The organism is Bilophila wadsworthia ATCC 49260, from assembly GCF_000701705.1.
In the GTDB taxonomy this organism is placed as follows: Bacteria; Desulfobacterota; Desulfovibrionia; order Desulfovibrionales; family Desulfovibrionaceae; genus Bilophila; species Bilophila wadsworthia.
Window position 1 is genome coordinate 20,124 of record NZ_JNJP01000034.1, and the last position, 21,269, is coordinate 41,392.

Below are 21,269 nucleotides of genomic sequence, written 5' to 3' on the forward strand. Positions count from 1 at the left end.
TCTGGACCCTGTGTGGAGGCGGACACGTAGGCAAGGGATTGCTCCCTCACAAGTTGTGCTTTCGGCTCCAATCTTGTTCTCTAATGAGCAAAGATGGTGCCAGAGGTAGGGCCCTAGCCTCAAAAAAACGCTTCCTACCTACGTTTCTGGAGTAAAGAAGGCTTTTATTTGAGGGGAATAGGGATGATGCTCAAAAAAGAAAAAAAGAGCAAAAAAGCTCTATTTCCTCAGAGGTTGCGTTGGGGCTTCGGAAAAATAGGATCAAAATGTCCCAAAAAGAGAATGGGGAGGATTTTTTTTGGGACAAAAACATCCCAAATTATAAAACGTGGTATTCCAATATGATATATGTATAAATACTGTGCCGGCAACACTCTCCCCGTCATGGTTGGGAAAAAAATCCCGTATAATAAACCATGATTGAGATAAAAAGAACGAATGGAACTGCCTTTGGAAGCGTTCAGTCCCCAAGAGGGCACGAAAAAATGGGACAGAAATGCGACATTTTTTCTGCGGCCCTCAAACGGAAAAGCGCCTCCCTTTTTACTGGGGGAGGCGCTCGGATCGGGGCGTGGATTGCAGCGTGCGGGCGTTATTCTTTTTCCAGGCCGAAATCTTTCATTTTCCTGAACAGGGTACGCCTGTCCATACCGAGGCTGTCCGCCGTCGGTCCGCGTTTCCAGTTGTTCTTCTTCAAGGCGTTCAGCAGGTAGACCTTCTCGAAACGGGAAAGCGCTTCCGCCAGCGTCAGGGAATCTTCCGGGGCTTCGGAAGCGGCCGCCTGTGCGGTGGTCTCGCCGATGACGGTATCGCCCAGCCGCGCCGTCCCCAGGCTCAGGTATTGGTAGAGCACATTTTGCAGCTCGCGGACATTGCCGGGCCAGTCATAGAGCATGAACGCGTGCAGCATCTCGCTGTCCATGTACTCGAAGCGCTTGTTGCTCGGGTAAGCCTTCAGGAAATGCTCCACCAGCAGGGGGATGTCCGCCTTGCGCTCCCGCAGCGGCGGGAGATGGATGGGGATGACGTGGATGCGGTAGTAGAAGTCGCGGCGCATGGCCCCTTCATTGACGCGTTCGAGGAGATCCCGGTTCGTAGCCGCGATGATGCGCACATCCGGGCGGTGGATCTGGGCGCCGCCGACAGGCGTAAAACCCCCGTGCTCGATGGCGCGGAGCAGCTTCACCTGCCCCATAAGGCTGATTTCACCCAGTTCGTCGAGGAAAAGCGTGCCCCCGTCGGCCTGATCCAGATACCCTTTCTTGTCGGCCGCCGCACCGGTGAACGCGCCCTTCTTGTAGCCGAACAGCTCGCTTTCAAAGAGGCTTTCCGGGATGGCCCCGCAGTTGACCGCCACAAAGGGCTGCTGATACCGGGAGCTGCCGTCGTGGATGGCCCGGGCCGCCAGTTCCTTGCCTGTCCCCGATTCGCCGTAAACGACCACGTTGTCGTCCACGGCCGCCGCTTTGGCGATGAGATCGAAGACGGCGGTGATCTGCGGCGAATTGCCCACGATGTCGCCTGAACATCGGGCTTTGAGGCGCTCGCGCAGCTCCTTGTTTTCCTGCCGGATCGTGTTGTCCTGCTTCTGCTTTTCGGTCACGTCGTTGATGAAGCCCTCCACAAGGAGGGGGGCCTGTTCCCCCGCGCCTCCGGCATGGACGCCCGCGCCTTGCTCCCAGACCCATTTTTCCTCATTCCATGAGGTGATGATCCGGTAGGTCAGTTCGAACGGCTCTTTCTTCCTGAGCGCGTTTTCCAGCGTTTCCGAGACGTGCGCCCTGTCGTCCGGGTGGACGAGGGCAAGCAGCCCCATGCCGTCCGGCCCCATGAAATGCTCCGGCGTATACCCGGTAAGGCGGGTGACCCCCTGGCTGACAAAGCGGACCTTCCGATCCGGCGAGTGCTCGCCCTGATAGGCGAGGCCGGGAAGGTTGTTCATCAGGGTTTCAAGCTGGCGGCTTTTCTCGTGCAGCTCCATCCCGATGAGCATGTTGTGGCTTTCGAGCTCCTCCCGGAGGCGCTTGTTGGTGATGTGGGTGCGGACGCGGGCCAGCACTTCGTCGGCATGGAAAGGTTTGGTCACATAGTCGACGCCGCCGACTTCGAACCCCCGGTGCTTCTGGCCGGGCGATTCCATCACGGACAGGAAGATCACCGGGATGCCCTCGGTTTCTTTGTCCGCCTTGAGGCGCTGGCAGACTTCGAAGCCGTCCATCTCGGGCATGAGGATGTCCAGCAGGATGAGATCGGGGTGATGGCTGAAGGCCAAATCCAGCGCGCGCTTTCCGTTCTTGGCGATGATGAGGAAATAGTCCTGTTCGAGGGTCTGGACCAGGATGTCCAGATTGACGGGATCGTCATCCACGACCAGAACGACAGGTTTATTGGGCTGCATCGGAAGGCTCCGTACTTGGGGCGCTGCTCGAGAACAGGGAAGGGCGGATCCTTTCCAAAACGGTCAGAGCAGCTTCATAGTCATAATTGTCCACATGCATTTTCAGGGTGTGCAGTAAGGGATATTCGTCCGCATTGCAAATCACCAGCAGGCTGCCCAGGGCAATGCGGATGCGCCCGGGCGCGGCCTGGAGGAGGGCCTCGACCAGATCATTATAATAGGTGCCCAGTTTGGCGATGTCGAGTTTGGGTTTGGAGGCAATGGCCGAGGGGCCGTCCGCGGGTTTCGTTTCCTTGTCGGACGGGCACAGCTTCGCGGCGGCCTCAAGGACCTCGCCGAGGGCCTCTTCCAGCTCGGGGAGCAGTGCGGCGAGCGGCCTGCCCTGGAGCGTGGACAAGGCGGCATTGGGGTAGCCCTTGTCCAGTTGCGATTGCGCTTCCAGTTCCAGCGTGCGCGCCATATCCCGCAAATGCAGCGCTCCCAGATTGGCCGAAGCCCCCTTGAGGGCGTGCGCCCGTTCGCGGAGGGATTCCCAGTCATGGGTGCGGACGGCATGGCGGAAGAGGGCGGCATCCTGCGCGTGGTTTCTGGCGAAACTTTGCAGGATGGAGGGGTACTGCTGCGGCGACAGGCCTGTCTGGATCACGGTCTCGAGCGAGAAGCAGGGGGGCAGAAACGCCCATGATTCCGCATCGGGCACGGAAGGCCGCGCCGGACTTTCGGCCTGCGCTTCCGGAACCCGGTAGTACTCGGGGAGCAGGCTATGGATGGTGTCGAAGAGCAGCGCCTGTTTGAACGGTTTGGAAAGGTACGCGTCCATCCCCGCATCCAGACAGCGCTGCTTGTCGGATTGCATGGCATGGGCCGTGAGCGCGACGACGGGCAGGACATAGCCGCGTTCCCGCATGATCTTGATGGTTTCGTAGCCGTCCATGTCCGGCATCTGGATATCGAGGAACATGAGGTCGAAAGCCTCGCGTTCCAGCAGGGCAAGGGCTTCGATGCCGTTGCCGGCCATCTTGAGCTGGGCGCGGGTTTCTTCGAGCAGTACGGACATGATCTCCTGATTGACGGGGTTGTCCTCGGCTACGAGGATGCGCACGGACGACAGATCCGGCGTGACCGGCGACTGCGCCGGGCGTGGCCCCCTGAAGCCCGCTTTTTTCCGATCAAACAGCTTGCGGAGGGTGGAGCGGACGCAGCGCACGGTGATGGCCGGGATGACCTCGACGGGATAGGGCTTGTCCTTGAATTCGGAGATGGCGAGGCCTTCCCTCGGGCCGCCCACAAGCACAAGCGGGACCGGGGCGGCGCAGCGCAGCTGCAGCTCCGCCGCAAGGCGCAGGGCCGGGGGGCAGTCCCCATCGCCGAGCAGGCGATCGATGATGATGAGATCCGGCCTGAGCGGCTCCTTCCCCAGCGAGGCGAGGACGGAAAGCGGGCCCACCCTGCTGGCGATGTGGCTCTGGCACTGGATGCCGAGTGCCTCCAGCGTGCGGCGCATGACCCTGACGCCCGTATCCGACGAGCTGACCACGACCGCCTGCAGATCCATGAAGGTATTGCCGCCGAGCACTTCCACCTGTTCCTGAAGCGCCAGCCGTATGGAGAACGCGAACGTGCTTCCCTGCCCGACTTCCGATTCGACCCAGATTTCCCCGCCCATGTTTTCGACCATATACCGGGCGATGCTCAGGCCGAGGCCCGTGCCGCCGTGCCGCCGGGTCAGCGAGGAGTCGGCCTGTTTGAACGGCTGGAACAGCTGCGGCAGCTGATCCGGGGCGATGCCGACACCGGTGTCGTGCACGAAGAACAGGAATTGCGCCTTATTCTGGTTTTCGGAAAGGTGGAGGTTGCCGCCGTGCCGGACCTGCAGGTGGATGCGCCCGCCCGGAGGCGTGAATTTGACGGCGTTGCCCATCAGGTTGGTCAGGATCTGCTGCAAGCGCCCCGCATCGCCGAGAAGCGCCAAAGGCGTGGAGGGATCGATGTCGATCAGGCATTCCAGCTCACGCGCCATGCTGCCGCGCATGGTCATATCGCAAACGCGCAGGATCACTTCATCAAGCATGAACGGGGCGGTGTCCGTGTCCATTTCGCCCGCTTCGATCTTGGAGAAGTCCAGCGTGTCGTTGACGATGTCGAGCAGGGCGTAGGACAGGTCCAGAATCGTGCGCTGATGGTTGCGCGGCAGCGGGTTGTTTTTCAGGTAGGCTAATTCGGTAAAGGAAATGATGCCGTGCAGCGGCGTGCGGATTTCATGGCTGATGTTGGCGAGGAAACGGCTTTTGGCTTCCGTGGCGGCGTCGGCCGCCTTCATGGCCTGCTGGAGCTCGGTGTTGAGGCGCTGGAGATCCTCGGCCTTAGCGCTTTTTTCCAGTTCGGCGGCCAGCCGCTTGGTACGTTCCTCAACCTTGCGCCGGAGCTGGAAATTCCAGAAAATGATCAGCAGCAGGACGGACAGGACGACTTCAATGCCGAGCAGGCTGGTCCAGAATGTGCGCGGGGGAAGGTGGAGCGAAGGCTGGCGGCTGAGCCAGCGGTTGTTGATGAGTTCCCGCTCGGGAGGCTGGATCTGGTACAGGGCTTTGGAGAGGATGCTGTGCAGTTCGGGCCAGTCCGAGCGCACGCCGATGGACAGGCCGCTCTGGGCGGGGATGGTCGAGGTCGCCTGAAGCCGCAGATGCGTGTTGTCTTCCAGCTTGGGCAGGACGCTGGCCTTGTAGTCGACCAGCGCGTCGGAATGCCCGGACATGACCCGGAACAGCCCCTGCAGGGGATTGCTGACAGGGTCCAGGATGATGTCGGGATAACGGCTTTCAAGGTAATTGTGCCAGTAATGCCTGTATACGACGGAAACCCGTTTCCCGGCGAGCTCCTTGAGGCTGGTGGCGTGCTGCGCGTTTTCATGGATCACGATGATGCCGGGGAGGGAAATATGGGGCCGGGTAAGGAGCAGGTTTGCGTCGACGGCAAGCGTCGGTTCCACCATGGCGAACAAATCCGTCCGCCACTGCTTGGCGTCTTCGAGCGCCGTTGTCCAGTTGGATTGCGGCTCTATGCGGAACTGGATCCCGATGATGCGGGAAAGAAGCCGCAGATAGTCAAGGCTGATGCCCGCATAGGCGTTGAGCTGCTTGGAATCGGACAAAGGGATGAAGGCTGGGGTCATGCTTACGGTAATGACGGGGTGTTCATCTATCCATGTCTGTTCTTTGGGGGTGAACAGCTGAGGCATGGCCGTCATGGGCGAGAGCATACTGATGGACGATTCCAGCGACGGGAGATAGCTGTCGTCCGGCGCGTCCTTCGTGACCAGCAGCACATGCCCTGTAAACAGGATGAATATGACGAGTATGGTGCCGAGGAAAACAAAAATACGCATAAACGTCTCGCAGAGAAAACGGCTCAGGAAGGAACACCAGTATGGCAGAGATGCGCTGTAAGGTCGAGAGGGCATCTTGTCGTTGCGCCTTCGGTTGACTATGGTGGCGGGGGAGCGTGTTTTCCCGAAGCCCGGCATAGCTATAAGAAGGATGAGACAATGCGTATTGATGAAGTGAAGAGACAGCTTGAGGCTTTTGGCGTTCTTGACGGATACCGCGAGTTCGCCACGTCCAGCGCCACTGTTGAACTGGCGGCCGCCGCAGCCGGATGCGAACCCGGACGCATCGCCAAGACGTTGTCGTTCAAGACGGCTGAAGGGCCTATTGTTATTGTGGTGATGGGTACGGCACGGATCGACAACCGGAAATTTAAGGATCAGTTTAAGGAAAAGGCGAAATTCCCGCAGGGAGAAGAAGTGGAATCGCTCATCGGACACCCCATCGGCGGTGTTTGCCCCTTTGCCGTAAACGAAGGTGTCCGGGTTTTTCTTGACCTCAGCCTTAAGGCCTTCGATCCCGTCTATCCGGCAGCGGGGGCCCCGAACAATGCGGTATGCCTTTCGCTCGCCGATTTGGAACGTGTAACCGGCGGGACATGGGTTGACGTCTGTAAGCAAGAGGCCGAGTAGGCGGCGTTGTTGGCAGGCCCTGCACACGAGAAAAGCCAATCCGTATGGATTGGCTTTTCTCGTGTGCAGGGTTGGGGCTTATTCGGTAAGCGTTTTGGGATCAATATTGTACTTGCGGATTTTGGACCACAGGGTGCTTGTGTTCAACCCAAGCAAGTTTGCGGCCCCGTCAGGCCCGGCAATTTTCCCGTTGGCCTTTGCGATGGCCATCTTGATATGGTCTATGATGATCGTGTCAAGCGTGGGGAAGGCATCTCCGCTTGATGAAAGCTCATATTTCTCTTTGATGTTCTTGTTCGCTGAGGGATGTCTTTCCGCAATAAAAGAGTGCTTCAGCGCATTCATGTCGTTATAGAGGAGAATACTGTTGAAGGTATCTATAAGCATCGGCTGTATGAATGAACAGATATCGATGGCTTCTTGTGAATATCTGTTCTTTCCGATGCTGTATATGGACATGTAAATATGGATGCCTTCAAGGACATGATGTTTGAGAGGAATATAGATGCTGGAAGACTCTTCGTTGTTGAAAATACTGTTCCTGAATTCAGAAAATACGCAGGTTTCTTCACCCGTAAAGTTTTTTATGGAATGAACGTCCCCGGTAAAGAAATTATCTTCTATATACATGCGCCTGAGAGTGTCTTCCGGTATGGTAATTTGATCTGGGAAGGGGTTCTTTGAATAGTCAGCATACTCAGCTACTTTGAAGATGGTATCTTTCTCAAAAAAAGAAATATATACGGCGGATACAGGCATGTATCGCTTAAAGAAGGAGGCCATTTTCTGCGTAAAGTCCGATATGCAGGAGGATTCAAAAACGGTCGAAAAAAAAACGGAAAAGAGTTCCTCAGACGTATGGTTCATGGTCGCCTCTTTGTCTTTTTATACTGTAGATGTATAAACTCGTATCTTAATAAAACGAAAAGAAAATTGCTTTTCAAATCTTTTTTGTATTCAATGAAGTGATTCCAGAAGTCTTTTTATATTAAACAAGGGAAAAGGATTGTCAAAACGTTAAATAAAACATGTATAGAACTAGGATTCTATATAAAGTGTCTTGTTGAAAATCGTATTGTTTTCATTGTATCTCTGTATAAGTATTGACGAAATACGTATTCCACAAAGGATGTTAATGATGATTGCCTTATCAAAGATGAAGGGCAAAACACAATGACAACTCTTTTAATTGAGTAATATCTGTCCATAAGATCGTTTTTCTAAAAATTGTTTTTTGATGACGGATCAGGAGTGTTCGTTTTGAATAGGAGAACATGGCATGTTAGCAATTTCATTTGTATAGAAAAAGATTCTATATAGTAAACAGAGCACACAAATGTAGATGGTATAGTTGCAGTAAAAAATTCTTAATATTACAGATTTATTGTTATATGTTAAGCAATAAAAAATTTGCTTTTGAATAATTCTTCTATTTTATAGATAATAATGTTAAATTTAAATCATAAAATCTAATAATAGTATTTAGTATGCTAAAAATAGTATTGTTTATTTTTAAAAAATCATATTTAGCCTATTTACGTTGTAAATAAAAAATCATATTATATTTCACCATGAAAAAAATGTAATGAATAGGAAAAAGTGTTGGACAGAGATGCAAATTGGGGATGCGTGAGAGGAATGATAAATGTAACGCCACGCGGCGCCGGTTCATGCGCAAAGAAGCATCACAGCCCTTTGGTGGGAGCCCGAGGAAATCACAAGAGCGGCCTGACAAGAAGGAGACAGGAGAAGATCTGATTCTGGGGGGCTAAAACGGAGCGAGTCACATTGTTTTTTATGTAATTATTTCACTGTTCAAGAAAAAACATACGGCAATGCTTGCCCCGTTAGCACAGTGATCTCATGCCTGGAGTGCTTCATTTTATTCGGGCAACGTGCAGTAGGTCCTCTCCAATTCCTTTCAGTGTTGTGTTTTTGTATTAATATATTGATATTACAAGTAAAACAGATACTGTTGACGGAAGAACAGGATATGATATCCTCTTAAAAATAAGCGAACTTTAGGGAAACGTTTCGTCACCGGTGTGGCGCCCAGTCTTCAAAACTGGTGGACGGTCGAAAGGTCGTTGGTAGGTTCGACTCCTATACGTTTCCGCCATCATTGAATAAAATAAAATCCGACTTCGTTAATGAAGTCGGATTTTTTTCTTTGGTGGAACATTTATCCCGCTCTTATCCCGCGAAGCCCGGTAAACTGAGGTGACGTGTGGTAATATGCTATTAAACGTCTACAATAGACTTCCCCGGTTTCATCCTCTTCGCTAGCCATGAGACGAAATCTTCACGCGCATAGCAGACGTTTTTTCCTACCATGATAGAGGGTGGGCCGCTTCCTTCGGAACTCAGGTTGCAAAGAGAACGATAAGCGATGACGCCTGGAATAAGCTTGGGAACTTCCGTTCTACTAAAAAGAGGCGGGAGTTCCTTAGAGAGTTGCCGCACCACCTTGTCAATTCTATTCGCTTCCATCTTCACTCCTTTTAAACGCCCATTGCAGGCGGCATTCTGTGCAGTTCGGGACGTCCCCGGTTTCATATCGGCATAGGGTATGCTGTTTGTGGTATGGGCAGTCGGGGACGCTGGCCAGCTTCAACGCCATCCCTGCCAGCTTTGCAAGGGTTTCGGGGGTGGCCGTCCGGTTCCAGAGTTCCGAGGCGTCGACGGTGGGGTTGTGCTCAAGTCTGGCCACGCCCTTAATCCGTATCAGCCATGTCCGCACGCGGCGGGGAATTGGAAGCGTGAACATCAGAGCAGCCTCCCCTGTGGTGCCGGCTGGCGGTTTTTGATCCACCCGAAAGTCTTTTGCAGTTCGTCATCCACCCGTTTTTCGATCTCCCTTGCTTTCTTCAAATAGGCCTTGTCCCGCGTATCGAAGTAGAGCTTTTGGGCTTCGCGCATATCACGGACGAGGCAGGTAAATTCAGAGATCTTTTCAGCCATTGTTCACCTCGATTTTTCCGCCGTTGATGGTGGTCGGGATAGGCCTCCTGTCGGCGGTCTATCCGGCGGGTGAGTGCCTTTTCACGGAGCGCCCGCCGCAGCCGGACGGCTTCAATGGCAATCAGCCCGACGATGAAAAGGGTTGCGGCCCCGCCGAGCGTCAGCGCGAGGAAGCGGAGCCAGTGCCATGCCCATGTCCACGTCATCGGTTTGCCCCCCTGCGGAAGCGGCAGAAAGGGCACTCGCGCAGGCTGTGGACGGTGCCGCACCGGGGGCAGGGTTCTTTCTTGAAGTTCCCGGCCAGTGGTGCTGTTTTGCAGGAGCCGTTGATCTGGGCGAAGTTTTTTTCTTTGGTCTGCTGTTTCATTTCTGCACCTTATTTATCCTCTTCCGTTCCATGAGCTTCTTGACCGGGACGCTTCCCGACCAGCCGTAGCCGTAGACGTTCACATAGAGGGTTTCGCGGCCCTGCCCGTAATCTTTGGAGTATGGAAACGTTGCGACGGTCACGCTGATAAGCTGACGTTCGCCGCCGATTTTCGCCCGGTAGTAGAAACGCTGGCCGGGGAAAATTTCTTCCAAAACAGGACATTTTGGTCTGCCGTTCATGTTTCATCACGCCCATTTTTCGAGAAGTTCCGCCATCTTGCCGCCGGGACACTGGCTTTTGATCCAGTACATGACCTCGGCAAATTCCCTGCGGTTGAAGATGAGGGAAAAGCGCCGATCCCCGGTGTTGACACTCTGCCGAGCCTGTGAGTAAGGTCTTTGTGCATCCATGAGTGTCCTCTCTTGGATGTTTGCCCTCAGCGCTGTTGCTCCAGCGCCGGGGGCGTTTTGTTTTTTGACGGGGCGGCGGGATTGACTGTCTGCGCCTTTGCTACGCAGCCCGCCGCCCGGGAGAGCCCGATTGCTTGGCAACGCCTGTCGTTGCCAACGCACCCTAACGTTTATCGGTCGTCCCTCCCGGCGATCCTCGGAACCCCGGCGACCGCCGCCGGGAGGACAGGCACATCATTGTCCATTGTGTTCATCAAGGATCGCCGGGAATGGCGTTTTTTGTGGTGTTACTTGTCGTGTGTGAATAATTACAAAAGTAAACATTTATGTCAATGAAAATGTTGCTAAAAGTAAACAGTCAGCATAAAATTTTTTAGCTGAAGGAGATATTCGTAATTTGAACACAAAAAAGCCCCTCACGAGGAGGGGCGGGGAGGAAAGGAGATGGGCAAAAAAGAAAATCCTGAATTGACGCTAGAAAAAATATGCCGCGCTACAGAAGACGGTTACAGCCTATTTGGTATTCATGCTAAAGGGGGGAAGCTCACAGAAGATGAAAAAAAGAAATTTAAAAATATCGTTAATATTGGAATCGAAAAGATAGAACGCGATAGAGTGTTAAATACAATACAATCAAAAGCTAGTTTTTATCAATACTTATTTAAACGAGAGCTATTTTTTATTAAAATAATTTTGATTATTATTGGTTTGATAAATATTTATTTAATATGTAAAATATAGATGGGATTTCCCTCTCTCATATTGGTAGGTTTTGCTTCAAAAGAAACTTCTTTGTTTGTACCTTTGAAGAAGAGGACAATATCCTTTTTTTCTTTTTCATTTATATCGAGTGGTAATGATTGAGGAGCGGATGTTTTAATGAAATGATCGTCATAGTCACGATCTAGATCAATAAATGGAAGCATTTCATACCAAGTTATATCTAGATTAGTTTTGACTTCTTTTATACAAATAGGATAGGCATTGTTATTATAAATATCGATATAGAAACAGGAGGTTCCTTTTTTCGTTATTTCATGTTTTGTAATATCAATGAAAACTTTTGGAAACAAGGTTATTGGTGATGCTTTTGCCAGCTCAATGATCCCAGAAACCACATCCACCATCGCTATTCCTTTTCCCCGCTCCGGCGGGGATTTTCATTTGTACTCAACATAGATGATCACGCACCCGGAAGGTAGCCGTTCGCGCCTTATCTCGCGGAGATAGGGGCATTCTATGCGCTCTTTTCCTTGGGTTCTTCATTCAGAGTAGGTTGAGCTGGGCGTATAATTTCTTTTAGAATTTCGACCTGAGCCTTTAAAGCATCCCGCTCTTTTTCGGTAGAATGTAGGTCTTTCAACAGTGCTTCAATTTTTTCTTCGAGTTGTCGTACTTCATCTCTTTTTTGATTTTCACCGGGAAAGACAATTTCTACTGAAAAGAATTCAAAAATTTTTGCGAGTGCATCAAAGCGAGGGGCGCGGCCTTCCTCGGCAAACCAACGAGTAATCGTAGACGGGTTGGTTTCCAATTTTTCTGCAACACTTCGGATACTTCCATTTTTTTGGATAATTTCCTTAGTGCGGCGCATGGTCGATTCAAACAATGATTCTTTCATGGTTATTCCATATCATATGGCTACAGTCGTATCTATTTCCTTGTGGAATCGTGGAAAAAATGAATTGACCATTTTGATTACTTTTGTAATTATCAAATTCATGAAAGCACAAATTGTTTCTGAACTCACGGAATTCATTCGGCTTACAGGATGCTCCGTCCGTAGGCTTTGTCTTGAGGCGGGGGTTTCTCCTGCTACGGTGTCTCATGTGCTTACTGGGCGGAGGCAAGATATGCACTCGAGTAATGCTGATGCCCTTCGCGCCGCGATGCTCCGGCTCTCCCAACAGCCGTCTGCGGAGGGCAAAGATGCCTCAACCGCATCAACCGAGGCGCGACCATGTCCGGCCTCGGCCTGATCATCGACCTCTTCGCGGGTGGCGGCGGGGCCAGTACAGGCCTGACATGGGCACTGGGGCATTCGCCTGATATTGCGATCAACCACGACGCGGAGGCGTTGGCCATGCACGCCGCGAACCATCCCGGCACGCTGCACCTGTGCGCCAACGTGCTGGCGGTCAATCCCTTGTACGCGACGGGCGGCCAGCCTGTCGACGTGCTGCACGCCTCGCCGGACTGCACGCATTTCTCGAAAGCCAAGGGCGGGAAACCACGTTCGCAGCACATACGGGATCTGGCGTGGGTCGTCGTGCGGTGGGCGGAAGAGGTGCGCCCGAGGCTGATCACGTTGGAGAACGTGGAAGAGTTCCAGACGTGGGGGCCGCTTGATGCCCACTGCCAGCCGATCAAGGCACAGGCCGGGGCGACGTTCCGGGCGTGGGTTCGGCGGCTGCGGCGGCTCGGCTACCGCGTTGACTGGCGGGAACTCCGGGCTTGCGACTATGGCGCGCCGACGACGCGGAAACGGCTTTTCGTGGTGGCGCGGCGTGACGGCCGCCCGGTGGTCTGGCCTGAACCGACGCACGGCCCCAAAGACTCGCCAGGCGTCCTCTCCGGAAAACTCAAGCCGTATCGGACGGCTGCGGAATGCGTGGACTGGACTGCCCCGGCGCGGTCGATTTTCGTCCGAAGCAAACCGTTGGCCGAAGCCACGCAACGGCGCATCGCCGAAGGCATCCGACGGTATGTGCTCGGAGCGGGGGAACCGTTCATCGTCAGCGCGAACCACACGACGCGGGATGGGACATACCGTTGTTTCAGGGGGCAGACGATTGATGCCCCGCTTGGAACCGTCACACAGTCGCCGGGGTTCGCAGTTGCAACACCCGTGTTGATGACGAACACCACGGGGCACGCTCCAAGCGGTTTGGGCGTCCCGGTGCCTACCGTGGCCACCGGGAACCATCACTTTCTAACGGCCCCGATACTGTCCCGGCAGTTCGGCAACTCCGTAGGGCAGACGGTAGAAGCGCCGCATCCTACGATCACGCAATCCAATCATGACATGCTGGTGACGGCCAGCATGGTCAAGATGCGCGGCGCCAATATCGGCGCTCCGGTTGACGAGCCGCTGAGGACGGTATCAGCGCAGGGCCAGCACCATGCGCTCACCACGGCCACGCTGATCAAATACTACGGGACAGGCGGCGGGAGTGACGCCGGCGCGCCGCTGCACACGGTCACGGCCAAGGATCGCATGGGCCTTGTGTGCGCCGAACTGGATGCGGACGGCGCACGGTACGCCCAGACGCTGGACTGGCTGCGGCGGTGGGGCGTCATCGGGCCGGACGCCGAGGCCGAGATCGTAATCCGGGGCGTCGTCTACCGGATCGTCGACATCGCCATGAGGATGCTGGCCCCCCGCGAACTGTACCGGGCGCAGGGCTTCCCCGACACATACGTCATCGCGCCGGAGTGCGGCGGGAAGCCGATCAGCAAAACGGCGCAGGTGAGGATGTGCGGGAACAGCGTTCCGCCGCAGTTCGTCGCCGCGCTGGTTACGGCCAACGGGCCGGGAACATGGGCGCAAGAGGCGAAGCCCCATTTGCCGTTGCTGGCGTATCTGCCGCCGCGCCGGGCGGGAATGGAGGCGAGGGTATGATCTGCAAAATACAGGACGTGCGCGAGTTCAGGCCGTTATCGCTTCCCGCGCCGTCTGGCTGGAAACGGTTGGGAGTCCTTGCCGGTGTGATGGCCTATGCACACATCACAACCAGCATGAGGGTAACCGTTTCGTTGGACACGTTCGAGGGTGGGGAGCGGTTTCTTCACGTCGCGGTGAGCCGCAGGGGACGCCTTCCATCATGGGACGACCTGAAGCGGGTGAAGACGGCTTTCATGGGGCGGGATGTGGACGCCTTTCACATCATCCCCCGTGCCGACGATCACATCAACATGCACGAATACACGATGCACCTGTGGACACCGTGGGAGGGGAATTATGCCTGAATCGCCGAGTATGGAGAGGGAAGAGTGGAGCCATTTGCCGATTATCGACGGCAAGGTGGGCGAGGGCGTGAAGTTTGAGCGCATCCGGCGGATCACCGGGTATCTGGTTGGGACTGTGGAGCGGTTCAACAATGCGAAACGGGCAGAGGTGCGGGACAGGGTGAAGCACATGAGCATGACGCCCGCGGCTGTTCCGGCGGAATGAAAAGACCTCGCCGTGGATCAGACGGCGAGGCCATGAAATACGGGATGCAGTGCATCCCAATCGCGTAGGAGTTCAGTATGCTGATTCTGCAGCAGAGAGTCAAGGGAAAGGCGGTGTAAGATGTATCGCGGCTTTATCAAGTGTTGGCGATGTGCCGAGGATAGCCGGGCGTGGAGCCGGGGGGCCTTGCATCGCGGGGTCATGTTGACCATTTTGCTCAAAGTGGCATGGAAGGATTGCTACTATCGCGGCGACGAGCTGAAGGCCGGGCAGTTCGCCTTTTCCGGTGCGTATCTGGCCGAGGAATGCCAGCTCAGTCGAACGACGCTTTTGTCTATCCTTGATGATCTGGAGCAGGATGGATTCTTGACCCGGCGCAGTGTTGGGAACAGGTACACGCTGATCACGGTGACGAACTGGGCGCGGTATCAGTCATTGGATGCCTCCGGTTGTAAAGCTGGTTGTTCATCTGCTGAACAACCGTCTGAACAACCAGCTTTACAACCGCCCGACACGATCAAAGAATATAAGAAGGCAAGAAAAGAACTCTCTTCCGCATCGGACGATGCGGCTGTGAGTGAGGGCGCTTTCCCCGATGCGATGGGAGAGGGGGAAGCCGTACCTTTGCCCGGCACATCGGGAGGGGGAAGGGAGGCCGTACCGGAACCGGAAGGCAAGCCTTCGGCGGTTCAGGGCGTTGCCCCTGTCCCGCGTCGCCCGTCGCGGAGCGGCGTTGACGGCGGACAGGCTTTTTACGTCTCGGCAAAAGGGCGTCGGCTTTCCGGGCAGGCTCTTGCCGACTTCGAGGCGTTCTGGGATGCCTACGGCTACCGGCGCGGGAAGGCGGAAGCGGCGGATATGTGGCTTGCGGCTACGCGCAAGGCCCCTGAGTTGGTGCCCGTCATCATCCGCGCCGCCAGTGCTGCGGCTGCGGAGCATGAAGAATTGGCCGCAAGGGTGAAAGGCAGGATACGCATGTACGCCGAGAACTGGTTACAAGGGCGGCGGTGGGAGGATTTTGAGGCTGGTGGGGCTTCTTCCCTGCCGCCTGCGGACGGCGAGGATAGAGCCCGTACTGATGCCGGGAGGTGCGCTACCGTCCGACATGAGGGGCAGGGCGCAAAGGTGAGAGTGCCCGCCGCGCCGCCCATACCGGAAGGGAGGCCTCTACCCCCGCCCGGAACGCCGGAACGGGCAAGGCTTGAAGCCATGCCGCCCACGCGCCGGACTTCCCGCATGACCGCCGAGGAGGATTCCCGGTGGCGGGATGGTTTGAAAGGGCTTTTCCAAATCCGGCGTTCGCGGGGCCTGCCCGTCCCGCAGTTCTTGCTGGATATGGCCGAGAGCATGGAAGGCGCGGTATGTGTTCCGGCATGATGGATTTTGAGAAGCCAGTCGCGTATGGTGGCGCTGTCGCTGCAATTTGATGCGCCAGTGGCGGCGCGTCGGCGGGGAAGAGGAGGCAAGGATGATTTTCGGGATAGTCTTTTTGTGCGGGGCTGCCGTGGGCGTGGCGGCGTACAGGTGGGGGATGCAGGAAGGCCTCAAGGTTTATGAGCAGGGGATGAACCGCCAAAAGTACGGGAGCGGCCTGTGATTCCGGTGTCCGTCAATTATGTCCCCGTGGTGCTGCGGAGCATGTCGGAAATCTGCCGGGCGTTCGGCGTCGGTTGTGAGCAGGTGCGGAAATGGGTTGCGGCGGATGCCCCGATAGTCGTTGATCGTGATGAAAAAGGGGAGATCACCCGATACAGGGCGGAATTGAACCGGCTTTATCTGTGGCAGGAGGCCAGAAGCAAAGAATCCCCCGGCAGTGCGGGGGATTCCGGTTATTGATTGCAGGGCGGTTTATGCCTGCATACGGTTGCAATACTCGCGGGTAGCGACGGCGATCAACCCGGAACGGGTAAGCCCAAGCTCTGCGGCCACGCTGTCGATACGCTCGACGATGACGGGCTTGAGTGAAATGGATAGTCTGATCGGTGCCGCTTCCTTCTTTTTCACGTCAGCGACTACGAACTGATACAGGGTTCCGTCAGGGATTGCGTATCCTTCTTCCTTTGCTTCCTGTTCGTCCTTTCTCCGTGCCCCTTCAAGGCTTGAGGGTTCAGGAAGCGTATCGCCGTCTTCAACCATACTGCCGATGTGAAGCCCCAAGGCTTCCTGCGCCATGCGGATAGCGTCCTCAAGGGATGCCCCCTGCGATACGCAGCCGGGCAAATCGGCAAAGGTCACATCATAGCGTCCCGTTCCGTCAGTGTGCGGTGTAAATGTGGCCGGATAATACATATATTTTCTCCTGTGCGGGTTGAAATTGTGGCGGGAGGGAGGTTTTCCCCCTCCCTCAGCTACCTCAATTTCACCCCACTTTGTTTTTCAATGCTTCTTAACGTCCCGATACTGAAATCTTTTGCCGGATGGACGATTGTGACTTTTCCCGGCTTGGTAGGGTGTTTCATCTGGTAATGATCTCCTGTCGTTTTCACATGATACCAGCCATCTTCTTCAAGCCGTTTGATGATTTCCCTACTGGTCATTCCGTCCCCCTTTCGTTAAAGATAAATTATGTAATTTTTATTCTTTTGTCAATAAAAATTATATAAAAATTATTCATCATGCAAGGGGGGAAATTTCGTCAACCCCCTTTTCCCCTGCCTCTCCCTGCTTGTGCCTGCTTGTGCCAGCGGCTTCACAAAAGCCCGTGCTACGCTCCTGCCATCTTTCAGTGCGGGAGCGTTTTTATGCCAAACCAACAGGAAGTCTTTGAAGCCGCCCATGCCCATGTCGCCAAGTGGGAGGGAGGATACTTTGACCATCCGGATGATCCGGGCGGCGTCACCATGTACGGCGTCAGCCTCATGTTCCTGAAGGAGCTTGATCTCTGGGAAGGGGACATTGACGGCGACGGGGATATTGATCGGGACGATGTGCTGGCCGTCACCAAGGATACGGCCCGCGACATCTTCAAGCGTCACTTCTGGGACAGGCCGCGTGCCGGGGAAATGCCCCCGCTGGTCGCGGTGTGCTTCTATGACTTCGCCGTCAATGCGGGTGTCCCGCGTGCGGCGAGGATGCTGCAACGGCTCCTGCGCGTTGGGGTGGACGGCATCGTCGGGCGGAACACGCTGACGGCTGCGGCGTCCTGCAATCAGCGCGAGCTGGCATCCTTTATGCTCTTGGAGCGTGAGCGGTGGTACCGCGGACTCGTGGCGAAGAAGCCGAAGTCCGCGGCGTTCCTGCGCGGCTGGCTCAACCGTACTTCTGATTGCCGGGCGCTGGTCGAACGGCTGGCCGCGCGGTGGGGGATTGCGGAATGAACCGGCGGGCGGTGTTGGCCGGGGCGCTGGGCCTCTTCGTTATTGGGCTTGGTGTGTACGTCCTCACCTTACGAACGGAACGCGACACGGCCCGGACGGAAGCGCAGGAAGCCCGGCAGGACGCCGCTACATGGAAGGCCGCAGCGCAGGCCGGAGAATCCGCAGTCAGGGAACTGGCGGCGGAGAAGGCCACGGCGGAAGCTGCGGCGGCGGAACGGGACGCCACGATCAAGGCGCTCACGCGGGACAGGGACGAACAGCGGCGCAAGCTGCGGGAGGCAATGCGGAATGACGAAGAGGCTGGCGATTGGGGTTCTACTCCTTTGCCTCCCGCTGTTCTCGGGCTGTTCCGGTAGGCGGGAAGTGGCGGCGGTTCCGTTGGTCATACGGGAGGAAGTACCCGTGTATCTGACCGAGCCGACGCCCGCGCCCGTGCTGGCCGGGGATACGAACCTCGACCTTGTGGGGCATGTGTTTGACTGGCAAGCCGCGCTCGGCGCGTGCAATGCGGACAAGGCGGCGATACGGGCCGCAGCCGGGAAGGAATGATGATGCAGCCGCCCGCCCCGATGGAGGGGCTTGCCTACTACACGCAAAGCCTGCTGGCCCTGTGGCCTGAGAAGGCCGTCATAGGTTCGTGCGTCGCCGGCGTCGTCTCGCTGTTCGGCGGGGACGCCTATCTGTTGTGGATGCTTGGGGCCATGCTGGTGGCCGACTTTGCCTTTGGGCTGGCGGACGCCGTGCGACGCAGGCATTTCCGTTGCCGGATGCTGGCGCACGGGGCGCTCAAGTTCCCGGCCTACTGCCTTTACTTGCTGATTGTCGGCGTGGTCAACGCCAGCCTTTCCCGGTCTTTCGGCGGGTTCGACATGCCGTTGCTGAACCTTTTCATTGCCTACCTGATCATTACGGACGCCGTATCCGTCATTGCCCACATGCAGCGGCTCGGCATCCCCGTGCCGGACCTGTTGCGGCGGGTGCTTCTCCGCAGCAAGCGGAAGGTGGAGCGGCGGGTGGATGAGGCCGTGGGCGGGGACGACGATGCCCCCTAGATCGCTCAAGGTGTGCCGCCATGCCGGATGCCATGAGCTTACCCGCGATCCGTCCGGCTACTGCCCGAAGCACAAGGACGCGGCGGAAGCGCGGGCGAGGAAGTGGAAGGCCGAACAGGACAGCCAGCGGGAGAGCGCATATCGGCGCGGGTACGGTGCGAGGTGGCGGAAGCTGCGGGCGCAGATCCTTATGGATGAACCGTTGTGCCGGGAGTGCCGCAAGGCCGGGTGCATCGTGCCGGCGACGGACGTTGACCACATTGTGGCCAGAGCCGACGGCGGGACGGACGACCGGAGCAACCTGCAACCCCTCTGCCATGCCTGCCACAGTCGCAAGACCGTCCGGGAGAACGGCGGGCGTGCGGTGACACGATGAGGGGGGGATCAAATGTTTGGTGCTACCACCGGAAGACCGCATAGGGCAGGTGGATTTTTGTTTGTGCAAAATGGGGGGAGGGGGTCAACCGGGATATGGCGGGACGTAAGCCGTTGCCGACACATTTGAAAATGGTTCGCGGGACGCTGCAGAAATGCCGGATGAACCCGGATGAGCCAACCCCGGACCCGGAAATCCCCGACGCGCCGCCGCACCTGTCGCCGGAAGCGCGGGAGGAATGGGAACGGCTGGCGCTCGAACTGTATGAACTCGGCATCCTGTCCACCATCGACCGGGCGGCACTGGCGGCCTACTGCCAGGCCTATGGACGGTGGGTTGAGGCGGAAGAGCAACTCCGCAACATCGACGGCACCATGAAGCTCACGGAAACGACATCAAACGGCAATATCATCCAGAACCCTCTGGTGGGTATCGCCAACAAGTCGCTGGAACTGATGCACAAGTATTTGACCGAGTTCGGCATGTCCCCGAGCAGCCGTACCCGTGTCAGCGCAAAGAAAAAGACGGGCGAGAAAAAGGGCTTCGCGGCCTTGTAGGAAACACCATGGCAAAGGAACCGACATATCCCCACGTTGAAGCCGCGCTTCGGTACGCCCGCGATGTTGTCGCCGGGCGGATTTTGGCGTGCCAGTGGGTGATCCTCGCCTGCAAGCGCCAGCTCGACGATCTGGGAAGGTGGGACGGCGTTGACGGCGCTCCGTATTTCTTTGACCGCGCCGCAGCCGAGCGGGTGATCAAGTTTGAGGAGATGATGCCCCACGTCAAAGGGGAATGGGCGCGCAAGCGCATGACCCTGAAACTTGAGCCGTGGCAGAAGTTCATCCTTTCAACGCTGTTCGGCTGGAAGCGCGCCAAGGACGGGCTGCGGAGATTCCGGGAAGCCTATATTGAAGTGCCGCGCAAGAACGGCAAGTCCTGCTTCGTGGCCCCGATGGGCCTTTACATGCTCGTTGCGGACGGCGAAGAGGGCGCGGAAGTGTACTCCGGCGCCACTACGGAAAAACAGGCGTGGGAAGTGTACGGCCCCGCGCAGATCATGGCCAAGCGCGCCGAAGGCTTCATGGAGCACTACGGCGTGGACGTCCGCGCCAAGAATATGAACCTCATCGGCTCCGCGTCCAGATTCGAGCCGTTGATCGGTGATCCCGGCGACGGCGCGTCGCCGCACTGCGCCATCGTTGACGAATACCACGAGCACGACAGCCCGCGCCTGTACGACACCATGATCACCGGCATGGGCGCACGCCGCCAGCCTTTGATCATCGTCATCACCACGGCGGGCTTCAACCTTGGCGGCCCCTGCTATGACATGCGGCTCCGCGCCGGGAAGGTTCTTGATCGCACGCTTCAGGATGAGGAACTGTTTGCCGTCGTCTACACCATCGACGCCGAGGACGACTGGAAGAGCCCCGAGGCACTGCGGAAGGCGAACCCGAATTTCGGTGTTTCCGTCATGGAAGACTACCTGCTGGCGCAGCAGTTGAAGGCCATCCAGAACCCCTCGAAGCAGAACACGTTCAAGACCAAGCACCTGAACATCTGGTGCAACGCCCGCGCCGCCGCCTTCAACATGACGAACTGGGAGAAGTGCGCCGAGCCCGGCCTGTCGCGGGGACGCTTCGCCGGGAAACCCTGTTTCATGGGCCTTGACCTCGCCAGCAAGGGCGATTTGAACGCCGTTGTATACCTCTTCCCGGAAGACGGCGGGACGTATGCGCTGTTTGCCGACTTTTTCCTTCCCGAAGACGCGCTTGAATCCACCCAGAATGCGGACATCTACCGGGGGTGGGCTTCCGAAGGCTGGATCACGCTCACGCCCGGCGGGATGGTCGATTACGACGCCATAGAGGAACACATCCTTGAGCAGGCCAAGCGTTTTGAGGTGCGGGAATGCCCCTATGACCCGTATCAGGCGGCGCAGCTTGTGACGCATCTGGCGGATTCAGGCCTGACGATGGTGGAGTTCGGCGCCACGGTGAAAAACTTCTCCGATCCCTTCAAGACGCTGATCGCGCTGGTGGATGCCGGGAAAATCCGCCATGACGGAAATCCCGTCCTGACATGGTGCATGTCCAACACGGTCTGTTTCACGGACGCCAAGGACAACATCTATCCCCGGAAAGACCGTTACGAATACAAGATCGACGGCGCGGTGGCCGCGATCATGGCGCTTGG

Annotated in this window: 27 protein-coding genes and 1 tRNA gene; 16 read left to right on the forward strand and 12 right to left on the reverse strand. The window is 56.4% G+C overall.

All coding sequences use genetic code 11. The features are described 5' to 3' along the window. Window positions 1-592: 592 nt before the first annotated feature. Together T370_RS0112330 and T370_RS0112335 are read right to left on the reverse strand one after the other, a co-directional pair. On the reverse strand, window positions 593-2,398 hold the full coding sequence (locus T370_RS0112330; protein ID WP_029435892.1) for a sigma-54-dependent Fis family transcriptional regulator: 1,806 nt from the start codon (window positions 2,396-2,398) through the stop codon (window positions 593-595). Beyond that, a complete protein-coding gene (locus tag T370_RS0112335; protein WP_029435893.1) occupies window positions 2,385-5,783 on the reverse strand; it encodes a response regulator in 3,399 nt (1,132 codons plus the stop codon). Before T370_RS0112335 ends, T370_RS0112330 begins: the two co-directional genes overlap by 14 nt. Before the next feature lie 159 nt (window positions 5,784-5,942). On the opposite strand from T370_RS0112335, the gene T370_RS0112340 reads away from it, so the two are divergent. Then, a complete protein-coding gene (locus T370_RS0112340) occupies window positions 5,943-6,413 on the forward strand; it encodes a YbaK/EbsC family protein (RefSeq protein WP_005027624.1) in 471 nt (156 codons plus the stop codon). 78 nt (window positions 6,414-6,491) lie between these two features. Here the strand turns inward: T370_RS0112340 and T370_RS0112345 are convergent, their stop codons facing one another. Beyond that, complete coding sequence (locus T370_RS0112345; RefSeq protein ID WP_005027623.1) at window positions 6,492-7,280, reverse strand: hypothetical protein; 789 nt, start codon at window positions 7,278-7,280, stop codon at window positions 6,492-6,494. A 1,158-nt stretch (window positions 7,281-8,438) separates the two neighbouring features. On the opposite strand from T370_RS0112345, the gene T370_RS0112350 reads away from it, so the two are divergent. After that, window positions 8,439-8,532 (forward strand) — tRNA-Sec (locus tag T370_RS0112350). A gap of 357 nt (window positions 8,533-8,889) precedes the next feature. On the opposite strand, the gene T370_RS0112360 is transcribed toward T370_RS0112350, so the two are convergent. From T370_RS0112360 to T370_RS25040, 5 genes are all read right to left on the reverse strand, one after another. Further along, window positions 8,890-9,180 (reverse strand): hypothetical protein, encoded by a 291-nt coding sequence (locus T370_RS0112360; protein ID WP_029435895.1) that lies wholly within the window; start codon window positions 9,178-9,180, stop codon window positions 8,890-8,892. After that, window positions 9,180-9,374: a hypothetical protein gene (locus tag T370_RS0112365; RefSeq protein WP_029435896.1), complete on the reverse strand. Its 195-nt coding sequence runs from the start codon at window positions 9,372-9,374 to the stop codon at window positions 9,180-9,182. The genes T370_RS0112360 and T370_RS0112365 overlap by 1 nt, the downstream gene beginning before the upstream one ends. A gap of 202 nt (window positions 9,375-9,576) precedes the next feature. Continuing rightward, on the reverse strand, window positions 9,577-9,741 hold the full coding sequence (locus T370_RS25530; RefSeq protein ID WP_169739151.1) for a hypothetical protein: 165 nt from the start codon (window positions 9,739-9,741) through the stop codon (window positions 9,577-9,579). Further along, the gene (locus T370_RS0112375; RefSeq protein ID WP_156034417.1) at window positions 9,738-9,983 is read right to left on the reverse strand and encodes a hypothetical protein; all 246 of its coding nucleotides are present in this window, start codon (window positions 9,981-9,983) and stop codon (window positions 9,738-9,740) included. Before T370_RS0112375 ends, T370_RS25530 begins: the two co-directional genes overlap by 4 nt. A 6-nt stretch (window positions 9,984-9,989) precedes the next feature. Continuing rightward, window positions 9,990-10,154 carry a hypothetical protein gene (locus T370_RS25040; protein ID WP_156034418.1) on the reverse strand — a complete coding sequence of 55 codons (165 nt, stop codon included), beginning with the start codon at window positions 10,152-10,154 and terminating at the stop codon, window positions 9,990-9,992. 444 nt (window positions 10,155-10,598) lie between these two features. Between T370_RS25040 and T370_RS25045 the strand changes: the two genes are divergently transcribed. Further along, window positions 10,599-10,895 (forward strand): hypothetical protein, encoded by a 297-nt coding sequence (locus T370_RS25045; protein ID WP_156034419.1) that lies wholly within the window; start codon window positions 10,599-10,601, stop codon window positions 10,893-10,895. Here the strand turns inward: T370_RS25045 and T370_RS0112385 are convergent. Next, the gene (locus tag T370_RS0112385; RefSeq protein ID WP_029435898.1) at window positions 10,874-11,281 is read right to left on the reverse strand and encodes a hypothetical protein; all 408 of its coding nucleotides are present in this window, start codon (window positions 11,279-11,281) and stop codon (window positions 10,874-10,876) included. The two genes, T370_RS25045 and T370_RS0112385, sit on opposite strands and share 22 nt — an antisense overlap. Window positions 11,282-11,391: 110 nt before the next feature. Further along, the gene (locus T370_RS22895) at window positions 11,392-11,775 is read right to left on the reverse strand and encodes a helix-turn-helix domain-containing protein (RefSeq protein WP_034506391.1); all 384 of its coding nucleotides are present in this window, start codon (window positions 11,773-11,775) and stop codon (window positions 11,392-11,394) included. Between the two features lie 339 nt (window positions 11,776-12,114). Between T370_RS22895 and T370_RS0112395 the strand changes: the two genes are divergently transcribed. The 6 genes from T370_RS0112395 to T370_RS0112420 all read left to right on the forward strand — a co-directional run bounded on the left by T370_RS0112395 (window position 12,115) and on the right by T370_RS0112420 (window position 16,164). Next, the gene (locus T370_RS0112395; protein ID WP_051643830.1) at window positions 12,115-13,776 is read left to right on the forward strand and encodes a DNA cytosine methyltransferase; all 1,662 of its coding nucleotides are present in this window, start codon (window positions 12,115-12,117) and stop codon (window positions 13,774-13,776) included. After that, window positions 13,773-14,123, forward strand: a complete 351-nt coding sequence (locus tag T370_RS0112400) for a DUF7694 domain-containing protein (RefSeq protein ID WP_029435900.1) — start codon at window positions 13,773-13,775, stop codon at window positions 14,121-14,123. Before T370_RS0112395 ends, T370_RS0112400 begins: the two co-directional genes overlap by 4 nt. Before the next feature lie 10 nt (window positions 14,124-14,133). Then, the gene (nrdD, locus tag T370_RS0112405; RefSeq protein ID WP_029435901.1) at window positions 14,134-14,328 is read left to right on the forward strand and encodes an anaerobic ribonucleoside-triphosphate reductase; all 195 of its coding nucleotides are present in this window, start codon (window positions 14,134-14,136) and stop codon (window positions 14,326-14,328) included. A 201-nt stretch (window positions 14,329-14,529) separates the two neighbouring features. Continuing rightward, complete coding sequence (locus T370_RS23650) at window positions 14,530-15,705, forward strand: hypothetical protein (RefSeq protein WP_156034421.1); 1,176 nt, start codon at window positions 14,530-14,532, stop codon at window positions 15,703-15,705. A 91-nt stretch (window positions 15,706-15,796) separates the two neighbouring features. Beyond that, a complete protein-coding gene (locus tag T370_RS26095; RefSeq protein ID WP_282705453.1) occupies window positions 15,797-15,925 on the forward strand; it encodes a hypothetical protein in 129 nt (42 codons plus the stop codon). Beyond that, window positions 15,922-16,164 (forward strand): hypothetical protein, encoded by a 243-nt coding sequence (locus T370_RS0112420; protein WP_051643832.1) that lies wholly within the window; start codon window positions 15,922-15,924, stop codon window positions 16,162-16,164. The genes T370_RS26095 and T370_RS0112420 overlap by 4 nt, the downstream gene beginning before the upstream one ends. A 12-nt stretch (window positions 16,165-16,176) precedes the next feature. Here T370_RS0112420 and T370_RS0112425 read toward each other — a convergent pair whose 3' ends face one another. Together T370_RS0112425 and T370_RS0112430 are read right to left on the reverse strand one after the other, a co-directional pair. Further along, window positions 16,177-16,617, reverse strand: coding sequence for a type II toxin-antitoxin system HicB family antitoxin (locus tag T370_RS0112425; RefSeq protein ID WP_029435904.1), 441 nt, complete (start codon window positions 16,615-16,617; stop codon window positions 16,177-16,179). A gap of 59 nt (window positions 16,618-16,676) precedes the next feature. Continuing rightward, complete coding sequence (locus T370_RS0112430) at window positions 16,677-16,865, reverse strand: type II toxin-antitoxin system HicA family toxin (protein ID WP_029435905.1); 189 nt, start codon at window positions 16,863-16,865, stop codon at window positions 16,677-16,679. Between the two features lie 204 nt (window positions 16,866-17,069). Between T370_RS0112430 and T370_RS0112435 the strand changes: the two genes are divergently transcribed. The 7 genes from T370_RS0112435 to T370_RS0112465 all read left to right on the forward strand — a co-directional run. Then, window positions 17,070-17,645, forward strand: a complete 576-nt coding sequence (locus T370_RS0112435) for a glycoside hydrolase family 108 protein (RefSeq protein ID WP_051643833.1) — start codon at window positions 17,070-17,072, stop codon at window positions 17,643-17,645. Then, the gene (locus T370_RS0112440; RefSeq protein ID WP_029435907.1) at window positions 17,642-18,001 is read left to right on the forward strand and encodes a DUF2570 domain-containing protein; all 360 of its coding nucleotides are present in this window, start codon (window positions 17,642-17,644) and stop codon (window positions 17,999-18,001) included. Before T370_RS0112435 ends, T370_RS0112440 begins: the two co-directional genes overlap by 4 nt. Further along, on the forward strand, window positions 17,934-18,194 hold the full coding sequence (gene lysC, locus T370_RS0112445; protein WP_051643834.1) for an Rz1-like lysis system protein LysC: 261 nt from the start codon (window positions 17,934-17,936) through the stop codon (window positions 18,192-18,194). Before T370_RS0112440 ends, lysC begins: the two co-directional genes overlap by 68 nt. Window positions 18,195-18,196: 2 nt before the next feature. Then, window positions 18,197-18,697 carry a phage holin family protein gene (locus tag T370_RS0112450; RefSeq protein WP_034506397.1) on the forward strand — a complete coding sequence of 167 codons (501 nt, stop codon included), beginning with the start codon at window positions 18,197-18,199 and terminating at the stop codon, window positions 18,695-18,697. After that, window positions 18,687-19,073, forward strand: coding sequence for an HNH endonuclease (locus tag T370_RS0112455; protein WP_029435910.1), 387 nt, complete (start codon window positions 18,687-18,689; stop codon window positions 19,071-19,073). The genes T370_RS0112450 and T370_RS0112455 overlap by 11 nt, the downstream gene beginning before the upstream one ends. Before the next feature lie 95 nt (window positions 19,074-19,168). Further along, the gene (locus T370_RS0112460) at window positions 19,169-19,630 is read left to right on the forward strand and encodes a phage terminase small subunit P27 family (protein ID WP_029435911.1); all 462 of its coding nucleotides are present in this window, start codon (window positions 19,169-19,171) and stop codon (window positions 19,628-19,630) included. An 8-nt stretch (window positions 19,631-19,638) separates the two neighbouring features. After that, window positions 19,639-21,269 (forward strand): terminase large subunit (locus T370_RS0112465; RefSeq protein ID WP_029435912.1); only part of this gene is annotated, 1,631 nt, incomplete at its 3' end.